The 12,460-nt window shown below is 52.1% G+C and carries 8 protein-coding genes; all 8 read left to right on the top strand.

From position 1 onward, the window contains the following. The first annotated feature begins 281 nt into the window (after positions 1-281). The 8 genes from secE to rpoC all read left to right on the top strand — a co-directional run bounded on the left by secE (position 282) and on the right by rpoC (position 12,376). Positions 282-665 carry a preprotein translocase subunit SecE gene (secE, locus tag D9597_RS12020; protein WP_001275702.1) on the top strand — a complete coding sequence of 128 codons (384 nt, stop codon included), beginning with the start codon at positions 282-284 and terminating at the stop codon, positions 663-665. 1 nt (position 666) lies between these two features. Beyond that, positions 667-1,212: a transcription termination/antitermination protein NusG gene (nusG, locus tag D9597_RS12025; RefSeq protein WP_001287516.1), complete on the top strand. Its 546-nt coding sequence runs from the start codon at positions 667-669 to the stop codon at positions 1,210-1,212. Between the two features lie 158 nt (positions 1,213-1,370). After that, entirely contained in the window at positions 1,371-1,799 is a 429-nt protein-coding gene (rplK, locus tag D9597_RS12030) for a 50S ribosomal protein L11 (RefSeq protein WP_001085926.1), read from the top strand. Positions 1,800-1,802: 3 nt separating this feature from the next. After that, complete coding sequence (rplA, locus tag D9597_RS12035) at positions 1,803-2,507, top strand: 50S ribosomal protein L1 (protein ID WP_001096684.1); 705 nt, start codon at positions 1,803-1,805, stop codon at positions 2,505-2,507. 291 nt (positions 2,508-2,798) lie between these two features. Then, complete coding sequence (gene rplJ / locus D9597_RS12040) at positions 2,799-3,296, top strand: 50S ribosomal protein L10 (RefSeq protein ID WP_001207201.1); 498 nt, start codon at positions 2,799-2,801, stop codon at positions 3,294-3,296. Between the two features lie 66 nt (positions 3,297-3,362). Next, positions 3,363-3,728, top strand: coding sequence for a 50S ribosomal protein L7/L12 (rplL, locus tag D9597_RS12045; RefSeq protein ID WP_000028879.1), 366 nt, complete (start codon positions 3,363-3,365; stop codon positions 3,726-3,728). Positions 3,729-4,047: 319 nt separating this feature from the next. After that, the gene (gene rpoB / locus D9597_RS12050) at positions 4,048-8,076 is read left to right on the top strand and encodes a DNA-directed RNA polymerase subunit beta (protein ID WP_000263098.1); all 4,029 of its coding nucleotides are present in this window, start codon (positions 4,048-4,050) and stop codon (positions 8,074-8,076) included. A gap of 76 nt (positions 8,077-8,152) precedes the next feature. Continuing rightward, positions 8,153-12,376, top strand: a complete 4,224-nt coding sequence (gene rpoC, locus D9597_RS12055; protein WP_000653944.1) for a DNA-directed RNA polymerase subunit beta' — start codon at positions 8,153-8,155, stop codon at positions 12,374-12,376. Positions 12,377-12,460: the final 84 nt, after the last annotated feature.

Genomic DNA, 12,460 nt, shown 5'->3' on the forward strand with positions numbered 1-12,460 from the left:
TGAAGGCGGCCGTACCGTTGGCGCGGGCGTTGTAGCAAAAGTTCTGAGCTAATTGCCGATAACATTTGACGCAATGCGCACTAAAAGGGCATCATTTGATGCCCTTTTTGCACGCTTTCGTACCAGAACCTGGCTCATCAGTGATTTTCTTTGTCATAATCATTGCTGAGACAGGCTCTGTTGAGGGCGTATAATCCGAAAAGCTAATACGCGTTTCGATTTGGTTTGCCTCGCGATCGCGGGGTGAAAATGTTTGTAGAATACTTCTGACAGGTTGGTTTATGAGTGCGAATACCGAAGCTCAAGGAAGCGGGCGCGGCCTGGAAGCGATGAAGTGGGTCGTTGTGGTGGCATTGCTCCTGGTGGCAATTGTCGGCAACTACCTTTATCGCGACATTATGCTGCCGCTGCGTGCGCTGGCCGTAGTAATTCTGATTGCTGCAGCGGGTGGTGTCGCGCTGTTAACGACAAAAGGGAAAGCAACCGTTGCTTTTGCCCGTGAAGCGCGTACCGAAGTCCGTAAGGTCATTTGGCCGACTCGCCAGGAAACATTGCACACCACGCTGATTGTGGCTGCGGTTACCGCAGTAATGTCACTGATCCTGTGGGGACTGGATGGTATTCTGGTTCGCCTGGTATCCTTTATCACTGGCCTGAGGTTCTGAGATGTCTGAAGCTCCTAAAAAGCGCTGGTACGTCGTTCAGGCGTTTTCCGGTTTTGAAGGCCGCGTAGCAACATCGCTGCGTGAGCATATCAAATTACACAACATGGAAGATTTGTTTGGTGAAGTCATGGTACCAACCGAAGAAGTGGTTGAAATCCGTGGCGGTCAGCGTCGCAAAAGCGAACGCAAATTCTTCCCAGGTTACGTCCTCGTTCAGATGGTGATGAACGACGCGAGCTGGCACCTGGTGCGCAGCGTACCGCGTGTGATGGGCTTCATCGGCGGTACTTCCGATCGTCCTGCGCCAATTAGCGATAAAGAAGTCGATGCGATTATGAACCGCCTGCAGCAGGTTGGTGATAAGCCGCGTCCGAAAACGCTGTTTGAACCGGGTGAAATGGTCCGTGTTAATGATGGTCCGTTCGCTGACTTCAACGGTGTTGTTGAAGAAGTGGATTACGAGAAATCTCGTCTGAAAGTGTCTGTTTCTATCTTCGGTCGTGCGACCCCGGTAGAACTTGACTTCAGCCAGGTTGAAAAAGCCTAACCCAGCGATCAAAAAAGCGACGATTTAATCGTTGCACAAGGCGCGAGATTGGAATACAATTTCGCGCCTTTTGTTTTTATGGGCCTTGCCCGTAAAACGATTTTTTATATCACGGGGAGCCTCTCAGAGGCGTTATTACCCAACTTGAGGAATTTATAATGGCTAAGAAAGTACAAGCCTATGTCAAGCTGCAGGTTGCAGCTGGTATGGCTAACCCGAGTCCGCCAGTAGGTCCGGCTCTGGGTCAGCAGGGCGTAAACATCATGGAATTCTGCAAAGCGTTCAACGCAAAAACTGATTCCATCGAAAAAGGTCTGCCGATTCCGGTAGTAATCACCGTTTACGCTGACCGTTCTTTCACTTTCGTTACCAAGACTCCGCCGGCAGCAGTTCTGCTGAAAAAAGCGGCTGGTATCAAGTCTGGTTCCGGTAAGCCGAACAAAGACAAAGTGGGTAAAATTTCCCGCGCTCAGTTGCAGGAAATCGCGCAGACCAAAGCTGCCGACATGACTGGTGCCGACATTGAAGCGATGACTCGCTCCATCGAAGGTACTGCACGTTCCATGGGCCTGGTAGTGGAGGACTAAGAAATGGCTAAACTGACCAAGCGCATGCGTGTTATCCGCGAGAAAGTTGATGCAACCAAACAGTACGACATCAACGAAGCTATCGCTCTGCTGAAAGAGCTGGCGACTGCTAAATTCGTAGAAAGCGTGGACGTTGCTGTTAACCTCGGCATCGACGCTCGTAAATCTGACCAGAACGTACGTGGTGCAACTGTACTGCCGCACGGTACTGGCCGTTCCGTTCGCGTAGCCGTATTTACCCAGGGTGCAAACGCTGAAGCTGCTAAAGCTGCAGGTGCTGAACTGGTAGGTATGGAAGATCTGGCTGACCAGATCAAGAAAGGCGAAATGAACTTTGACGTTGTTATTGCTTCTCCGGATGCAATGCGCGTTGTTGGCCAGCTGGGCCAGGTTCTGGGTCCGCGCGGCCTGATGCCAAACCCGAAAGTGGGTACTGTAACGCCGAACGTTGCTGAAGCGGTTAAAAACGCTAAAGCTGGCCAGGTTCGTTATCGTAACGACAAAAACGGCATCATCCACACCACCATCGGTAAAGTGGACTTTGACGCTGACAAACTGAAAGAAAACCTGGAAGCTCTGCTGGTTGCGCTGAAAAAAGCAAAACCGACTCAGGCGAAAGGCGTGTACATCAAGAAAGTTAGCATCTCCACCACCATGGGTGCAGGTGTTGCAGTTGACCAGGCTGGCCTGAGCGCTTCTGTAAACTAATGCCTTTACGTGGGCGGTGATTTTGTCTACAATCTTACCCCCACGTATGCTAACGAAAGTTAGCAGCTAAAAAGATTTGTTCGTTGGAGCCTGGCCTATCCAGGCCTCCGTCGAAGACCGCAGGAGTTTCGCAAGAAACTTAATCCCCTGCGTAGACGGTGACAGAACGCTAAGATTATTCTTTTATATTCTGGCTTGTTTCTGCTCACCGTAATTAAGACGCTCTCTCCGTTTGGAGGAGTGAAGTGAGTTCCAGAGATTTTCTCTGGCAAACATCCAGGAGCAAAGCTAATGGCTTTAAATCTTCAAGACAAACAAGCGATTGTTGCTGAAGTCAGCGAAGTAGCCAAAGGCGCGCTGTCTGCAGTAGTTGCGGATTCCCGTGGCGTAACTGTAGATAAAATGACTGAACTGCGTAAAGCAGGTCGCGAAGCTGGCGTATACATGCGTGTTGTTCGTAACACCCTGCTGCGCCGTGCTGTTGAAGGTACTCCGTTCGAGTGCCTGAAAGACGCGTTTGTTGGTCCGACCCTGATTGCATACTCTATGGAACACCCGGGCGCTGCTGCTCGTCTGTTCAAAGAGTTCGCGAAAGCGAATGCAAAATTTGAGGTCAAAGCCGCTGCCTTTGAAGGTGAGCTGATCCCGGCGTCTCAGATCGACCGCCTGGCAACTCTGCCGACCTACGAAGAAGCAATTGCACGCCTGATGGCAACCATGAAAGAAGCTTCGGCTGGCAAACTGGTTCGTACTCTGGCTGCTGTACGCGATGCGAAAGAAGCTGCTTAATCGCAGTTATCTTTTTAACGCATTCGCTTACGTATAAACTTATTCTGATATTCAGGAACAATTTAAATGTCTATCACTAAAGATCAAATCATTGAAGCAGTTGCAGCTATGTCTGTAATGGACGTTGTAGAACTGATCTCTGCAATGGAAGAAAAATTCGGTGTTTCCGCTGCTGCTGCTGTAGCTGTAGCTGCTGGCCCGGTTGAAGCTGCTGAAGAAAAAACTGAATTCGACGTAATTCTGAAAGCTGCTGGCGCTAACAAAGTTGCTGTTATCAAAGCAGTACGTGGCGCAACTGGCCTGGGTCTGAAAGAAGCTAAAGACCTGGTAGAATCTGCACCGGCTGCTCTGAAAGAAGGCGTGAGCAAAGACGACGCAGAAGCACTGAAAAAATCCCTGGAAGAAGCTGGCGCTGAAGTTGAAGTTAAATAAGCCAACCCTTCCGGTTGCAGCCTGAGAAATCAGGCTGATGGCTGGTGACTTTTTGGTCACCAGCCTTTTTGCGCTGTAAGGCGCCAGTAGCGTTTCACACTGTTTGACTACTGCTGTGCCTTTCAATGCTTGTTTCTATCGACGACTTAATATACTGCGACAGGACGTCCGTTCTGTGTAAATCGCAATGAAATGGTTTAAGCGTGATAGCAACAGGCATTGCGGAAAGTGTTCCATTTTCCGGTCAACAAAATAGTGTTGCACAAACTGTCCGCTCAATGGACAGATGGGTCGACTTGTCAGCGAGCTGAGGAACCCTATGGTTTACTCCTATACCGAGAAAAAACGTATTCGTAAGGATTTTGGTAAACGTCCACAAGTTCTGGATGTACCTTATCTCCTTTCTATCCAGCTTGACTCGTTTCAGAAATTTATCGAGCAAGATCCTGAAGGGCAGTATGGTCTGGAAGCTGCTTTCCGTTCCGTATTCCCGATTCAGAGCTACAGCGGTAATTCCGAGCTGCAATACGTCAGCTACCGCCTTGGCGAACCGGTGTTTGACGTCCAGGAATGTCAAATCCGTGGCGTGACCTATTCCGCACCGCTGCGCGTTAAACTGCGTCTGGTGATCTATGAGCGCGAAGCGCCGGAAGGCACCGTAAAAGACATTAAAGAACAAGAAGTCTACATGGGCGAAATTCCGCTCATGACAGACAACGGTACCTTTGTTATCAACGGTACTGAGCGTGTTATCGTTTCCCAGCTGCACCGTAGTCCGGGCGTCTTCTTTGACTCCGACAAAGGTAAAACCCACTCTTCGGGTAAAGTGCTGTATAACGCGCGCATCATCCCTTACCGTGGTTCCTGGCTGGACTTCGAATTCGATCCGAAGGACAACCTGTTCGTACGTATCGACCGTCGCCGCAAACTGCCTGCGACCATCATTCTGCGCGCCCTGAACTACACTACTGAACAGATCCTCGACCTGTTCTTTGAAAAAGTTATCTTTGAAATCCGTGATAACAAGCTGCAGATGGAACTGGTGCCGGAACGCCTGCGTGGTGAAACCGCATCTTTTGACATCGAAGCTAACGGTAAAGTGTACGTAGAAAAAGGCCGCCGTATTACTGCGCGCCACATTCGCCAGCTGGAAAAAGACGACGTCAAACTGATCGAAGTCCCGGTTGAGTACATCGCAGGTAAAGTGGTTGCTAAAGACTATATTGATGAGTCTACCGGCGAGCTGATCTGCGCAGCGAACATGGAGCTGAGCCTGGATCTTCTGGCTAAGCTGAGCCAGTCTGGTCACAAGCGTATCGAAACGCTGTTCACCAACGATCTGGATCACGGCCCATATATCTCTGAAACCTTACGTGTCGACCCAACTAACGACCGTCTGAGCGCACTGGTAGAAATCTACCGCATGATGCGCCCTGGCGAGCCGCCGACTCGTGAAGCAGCTGAAAGCCTGTTCGAGAACCTGTTCTTCTCCGAAGACCGCTATGACCTGTCTGCGGTTGGTCGTATGAAGTTCAACCGCTCTCTGCTGCGCGAAGAAATCGAAGGTTCCGGTATCCTGAGCAAAGACGACATCATTGATGTTATGAAAAAGCTCATCGATATCCGTAACGGTAAAGGTGAAGTCGATGATATCGACCACCTCGGCAACCGTCGTATCCGTTCCGTTGGCGAAATGGCGGAAAACCAGTTCCGCGTTGGCCTGGTACGTGTAGAACGTGCGGTGAAAGAGCGTCTGTCTCTGGGCGATCTGGATACCCTGATGCCTCAGGATATGATCAACGCCAAGCCGATTTCCGCAGCAGTGAAAGAGTTCTTCGGTTCCAGCCAGCTGTCTCAGTTTATGGACCAGAACAACCCGCTGTCTGAGATTACGCACAAACGTCGTATCTCCGCACTCGGCCCAGGCGGTCTGACCCGTGAACGTGCAGGCTTCGAAGTTCGAGACGTACACCCGACTCACTACGGTCGCGTATGTCCAATCGAAACCCCTGAAGGTCCGAACATCGGTCTGATCAACTCTCTGTCCGTGTACGCACAGACTAACGAATACGGCTTCCTTGAGACTCCGTATCGTAAAGTGACCGACGGTGTTGTAACTGACGAAATTCACTACCTGTCTGCTATCGAAGAAGGCAACTACGTTATCGCCCAGGCGAACTCCAACCTGGATGAAGAAGGCCACTTCGTAGAAGACCTGGTAACTTGCCGTAGCAAAGGCGAATCCAGCTTGTTCAGCCGCGACCAGGTTGACTACATGGACGTATCCACCCAGCAGGTGGTATCCGTCGGTGCGTCCCTGATCCCGTTCCTTGAACACGATGACGCCAACCGTGCATTGATGGGTGCGAACATGCAACGTCAGGCCGTTCCGACTCTGCGCGCTGATAAGCCGCTGGTTGGTACGGGTATGGAACGTGCTGTTGCCGTTGACTCCGGTGTAACTGCGGTTGCTAAACGTGGTGGTGTCGTTCAGTACGTGGATGCTTCCCGTATCGTTATCAAAGTTAACGAAGACGAGATGTATCCGGGTGAAGCAGGTATCGACATCTACAACCTGACCAAATACACCCGTTCTAACCAGAACACCTGTATCAACCAGATGCCGTGTGTGTCTCTGGGTGAACCGGTTGAACGTGGCGACGTGCTGGCAGACGGTCCGTCTACCGACCTCGGTGAACTGGCGCTTGGCCAGAACATGCGCGTAGCGTTCATGCCGTGGAATGGTTACAACTTCGAAGACTCCATCCTCGTATCCGAGCGTGTTGTTCAGGAAGACCGTTTCACCACCATCCACATTCAGGAACTGGCGTGTGTGTCCCGTGACACAAAGCTGGGGCCGGAAGAGATCACCGCTGACATCCCGAACGTGGGTGAAGCTGCGCTCTCCAAACTGGATGAATCCGGTATCGTTTACATTGGTGCGGAAGTGACCGGTGGCGACATTCTGGTTGGTAAGGTAACGCCGAAAGGTGAAACTCAGCTGACCCCAGAAGAAAAACTGCTGCGTGCGATCTTCGGTGAGAAAGCGTCTGATGTTAAAGACTCTTCTCTGCGCGTACCAAACGGTGTATCCGGTACGGTTATCGACGTTCAGGTCTTTACTCGCGATGGCGTAGAAAAAGACAAACGTGCGCTGGAAATCGAAGAAATGCAGCTCAAACAGGCGAAGAAAGACCTGTCTGAAGAACTGCAGATCCTCGAAGCGGGTCTGTTCAGCCGTATCCGTGCTGTGCTGGTAGCCGGTGGCGTTGAAGCTGAGAAGCTCGACAAACTGCCGCGCGATCGCTGGCTGGAGCTGGGCCTGACCGACGAAGAGAAACAAAATCAGCTGGAACAGCTGGCTGAGCAGTATGACGAACTGAAACACGAGTTCGAGAAGAAACTCGAAGCGAAACGCCGCAAAATCACCCAGGGCGACGATCTGGCACCGGGCGTGCTGAAGATTGTTAAGGTATATCTGGCGGTTAAACGCCGTATCCAGCCTGGTGACAAGATGGCAGGTCGTCACGGTAACAAGGGTGTAATTTCTAAGATCAACCCGATCGAAGATATGCCTTACGATGAAAACGGTACGCCGGTAGACATCGTACTGAACCCGCTGGGCGTACCGTCTCGTATGAACATCGGTCAGATCCTCGAAACCCACCTGGGTATGGCTGCGAAAGGTATCGGCGACAAGATCAACGCCATGCTGAAACAGCAGCAAGAAGTCGCGAAACTGCGCGAATTCATCCAGCGTGCGTACGATCTGGGCGCTGACGTTCGTCAGAAAGTTGACCTGAGTACCTTCAGCGATGAAGAAGTTATGCGTCTGGCTGAAAACCTGCGCAAAGGTATGCCAATCGCAACGCCGGTGTTCGACGGTGCGAAAGAAGCAGAAATTAAAGAGCTGCTGAAACTTGGCGACCTGCCGACTTCTGGTCAGATCCGCCTGTACGACGGCCGCACTGGTGAACAGTTCGAGCGTCCGGTAACCGTTGGTTACATGTACATGCTGAAACTGAACCACCTGGTCGACGACAAGATGCACGCGCGTTCCACCGGTTCTTACAGCCTGGTTACTCAGCAGCCGCTGGGTGGTAAGGCACAGTTCGGTGGTCAGCGTTTCGGGGAGATGGAAGTGTGGGCGCTGGAAGCATACGGCGCAGCATACACCCTGCAGGAAATGCTCACCGTTAAGTCTGATGACGTGAACGGTCGTACTAAGATGTATAAAAACATCGTGGACGGCAACCATCAGATGGAGCCGGGCATGCCAGAATCCTTCAACGTATTGTTGAAAGAGATTCGTTCGCTGGGTATCAACATCGAACTGGAAGACGAGTAATTCTCGCTCAAACAGGTCACTGCTGTCGGGGTAAAACCCGGCAGCGGATTGTGCTAACTCCGACGGGAGCAAATCCGTGAAAGATTTATTAAAGTTTCTGAAAGCGCAGACTAAAACCGAAGAGTTTGATGCGATCAAAATTGCTCTGGCTTCGCCAGACATGATCCGTTCATGGTCTTTCGGTGAAGTTAAAAAGCCGGAAACCATCAACTACCGTACGTTCAAACCAGAACGTGACGGCCTTTTCTGCGCCCGTATCTTTGGGCCGGTAAAAGATTACGAGTGCCTGTGCGGTAAGTACAAGCGCCTGAAACACCGTGGCGTCATCTGTGAGAAGTGCGGCGTTGAAGTGACCCAGACTAAAGTACGCCGTGAGCGTATGGGCCACATCGAACTGGCTTCCCCGACTGCGCACATCTGGTTCCTGAAATCGCTGCCGTCCCGTATCGGCCTGCTGCTCGATATGCCGCTGCGCGATATCGAACGTGTACTGTACTTCGAATCCTATGTGGTTATCGAAGGCGGTATGACCAACCTGGAACGTCAGCAGATCCTGACGGAAGAGCAGTATCTGGACGCGCTGGAAGAGTTCGGTGACGAATTCGACGCGAAAATGGGTGCGGAAGCAATCCAGGCTCTGCTGAAGAGCATGGATCTGGAGCAAGAGTGCGAACAGCTGCGTGAAGAGCTGAACGAAACCAACTCCGAAACCAAGCGTAAAAAGCTGACCAAGCGTATCAAACTGCTGGAAGCGTTCGTTCAGTCTGGTAACAAACCAGAGTGGATGATCCTGACCGTTCTGCCGGTACTGCCGCCAGATCTGCGTCCGCTGGTTCCGCTGGATGGTGGTCGTTTCGCGACTTCTGACCTGAACGATCTGTATCGTCGCGTCATTAACCGTAACAACCGTCTGAAACGTCTGCTGGATCTGGCTGCGCCGGATATCATCGTACGTAACGAAAAACGTATGCTGCAGGAAGCGGTAGACGCCCTGTTGGATAACGGTCGTCGCGGTCGTGCAATCACCGGTTCTAACAAGCGTCCTCTGAAATCTTTGGCCGACATGATCAAAGGTAAACAGGGTCGTTTCCGTCAGAACCTGCTCGGTAAGCGTGTTGACTACTCCGGTCGTTCTGTAATCACCGTAGGTCCATACCTGCGTCTGCATCAGTGCGGTCTGCCGAAGAAAATGGCGCTGGAGCTGTTCAAACCGTTCATCTACGGCAAGCTGGAACTGCGTGGTCTTGCTACCACCATTAAAGCTGCGAAGAAAATGGTTGAGCGCGAAGAAGCTGTCGTTTGGGATATCCTGGACGAAGTTATCCGCGAACACCCGGTACTGCTGAACCGTGCACCGACTCTGCACCGTCTGGGTATCCAGGCATTTGAACCGGTACTGATCGAAGGTAAAGCTATCCAGCTGCACCCGCTGGTTTGTGCGGCATATAACGCCGACTTCGATGGTGACCAGATGGCTGTTCACGTACCGCTGACGCTGGAAGCCCAGCTGGAAGCGCGTGCGCTGATGATGTCTACCAACAACATCCTGTCCCCGGCGAACGGCGAACCAATCATCGTTCCGTCTCAGGACGTTGTACTGGGTCTGTACTACATGACCCGTGACTGTGTTAACGCCAAAGGCGAAGGCATGGTGCTGACTGGCCCGAAAGAAGCAGAACGTCTGTATCGCTCTGGTCTGGCTTCTCTGCATGCGCGCGTTAAAGTGCGTATCACCGAGTATGAAAAAGATGCAAACGGTGAATTAGTAGCGAAAACCAGCCTGAAAGACACGACTGTTGGCCGTGCCATTCTGTGGATGATTGTACCGAAAGGTCTGCCTTACTCCATCGTCAACCAGGCGCTGGGTAAAAAAGCAATCTCCAAAATGCTGAACACCTGCTACCGCATTCTCGGTCTGAAACCGACCGTTATTTTTGCGGACCAGATCATGTACACCGGCTTTGCATATGCAGCGCGTTCTGGTGCATCTGTTGGTATCGATGACATGGTCATCCCGGAGAAGAAACACGAAATCATCTCCGAGGCAGAAGCAGAAGTTGCTGAAATTCAGGAGCAGTTCCAGTCTGGTCTGGTAACTGCGGGCGAACGCTACAACAAAGTTATCGATATCTGGGCTGCGGCGAACGATCGTGTATCCAAAGCGATGATGGATAACCTGCAAACTGAAACCGTGATTAACCGTGACGGTCAGGAAGAGAAGCAGGTTTCCTTCAACAGCATCTACATGATGGCCGACTCCGGTGCGCGTGGTTCTGCGGCACAGATTCGTCAGCTTGCTGGTATGCGTGGTCTGATGGCGAAGCCGGATGGCTCCATCATCGAAACGCCAATCACCGCGAACTTCCGTGAAGGTCTGAACGTACTCCAGTACTTCATCTCCACCCACGGTGCTCGTAAGGGTCTGGCGGATACCGCACTGAAAACTGCGAACTCCGGTTACCTGACTCGTCGTCTGGTTGACGTGGCGCAGGACCTGGTGGTTACCGAAGACGATTGTGGTACCCATGAAGGTATCATGATGACTCCGGTTATCGAAGGTGGTGACGTTAAAGAGCCGCTGCGCGATCGCGTACTGGGTCGTGTAACTGCTGAAGACGTTCTGAAGCCGGGTACTGCTGATATCCTCGTTCCGCGTAACACGCTGCTGCACGAACAGTGGTGTGACCTGCTGGAAGAGAACTCTGTCGACGCGGTAAAAGTACGTTCTGTTGTATCTTGTGACACCGACTTTGGTGTATGTGCGCACTGCTACGGTCGTGACCTGGCGCGTGGCCACATCATCAACAAAGGTGAAGCAATCGGTGTTATCGCGGCACAGTCCATCGGTGAACCGGGTACACAGCTGACCATGCGTACGTTCCACATCGGTGGTGCGGCATCTCGTGCAGCTGCTGAATCCAGCATCCAGGTGAAAAACAAAGGTAGCATCAAGCTCAGCAACGTGAAGTCGGTTGTGAACTCCAGCGGTAAACTGGTTATCACTTCCCGTAACACCGAACTGAAACTGATCGACGAATTCGGTCGTACCAAAGAAAGCTACAAAGTACCTTACGGTGCGGTACTGGCAAAAGGCGATGGCGAACAGGTTGCTGGCGGCGAAACCGTTGCAAACTGGGACCCGCACACCATGCCGGTTATCACCGAAGTAAGCGGTTTTGTACGCTTTACTGACATGATCGACGGCCAGACCATTACTCGTCAGACCGACGAACTGACCGGTCTGTCTTCGCTGGTGGTTCTGGATTCCGCAGAACGTACCGCAGGTGGTAAAGATCTGCGTCCGGCACTGAAAATCGTTGATGCTCAGGGTAACGACGTTCTGATCCCAGGTACCGATATGCCTGCGCAGTACTTCCTGCCGGGTAAAGCGATTGTTCAGCTGGAAGATGGCGTACAGATCAGCTCTGGTGACACCCTGGCGCGTATTCCGCAGGAATCCGGCGGTACCAAGGACATCACCGGTGGTCTGCCGCGCGTTGCGGACCTGTTCGAAGCACGTCGTCCGAAAGAGCCGGCAATCCTGGCTGAAATCAGCGGTATCGTTTCCTTCGGTAAAGAAACCAAAGGTAAACGTCGTCTGGTTATCACCCCGGTAGACGGTAGCGATCCGTACGAAGAGATGATTCCGAAATGGCGTCAGCTCAACGTGTTCGAAGGTGAACGTGTAGAACGTGGTGACGTAATTTCCGACGGTCCGGAAGCGCCGCACGACATTCTGCGTCTGCGTGGTGTTCATGCTGTGACTCGTTACATCGTTAACGAAGTACAGGACGTATACCGTCTGCAGGGCGTTAAGATTAACGATAAACACATCGAAGTTATCGTTCGTCAGATGCTGCGTAAAGCTACCATCGTTAACGCGGGCAGCTCCGACTTCCTGGAAGGCGAACAGGTTGAATACTCTCGCGTCAAGATCGCAAACCGCGAACTGGAAGCGAACGGCAAAGTGGGTGCAACTTACTCCCGCGATCTGCTGGGTATCACCAAAGCGTCTCTGGCAACCGAGTCCTTCATCTCCGCGGCATCGTTCCAGGAGACCACTCGCGTGCTGACCGAAGCAGCCGTTGCGGGCAAACGCGACGAACTGCGCGGCCTGAAAGAGAACGTTATCGTGGGTCGTCTGATCCCGGCGGGTACCGGTTACGCGTACCACCAGGATCGTATGCGTCGCCGTGCTGCGGGTGAAGCTCCGGCTGCACCGCAGGTGACTGCAGAAGACGCATCTGCCAGCCTGGCAGAACTGCTGAACGCAGGTCTGGGCGGTTCTGATAACGAGTAATCGTTAATCCGCAAATAACGTAAAAACCCGCTTCGGCGGGTTTTTTTATGGGTGTAGTTCAGGGGAAGAGCATTTGTCAGAATA

Source organism: Escherichia sp. E13S3 (assembly GCF_004212325.1).
Classification (GTDB): domain Bacteria; phylum Pseudomonadota; class Gammaproteobacteria; order Enterobacterales; family Enterobacteriaceae; genus Escherichia.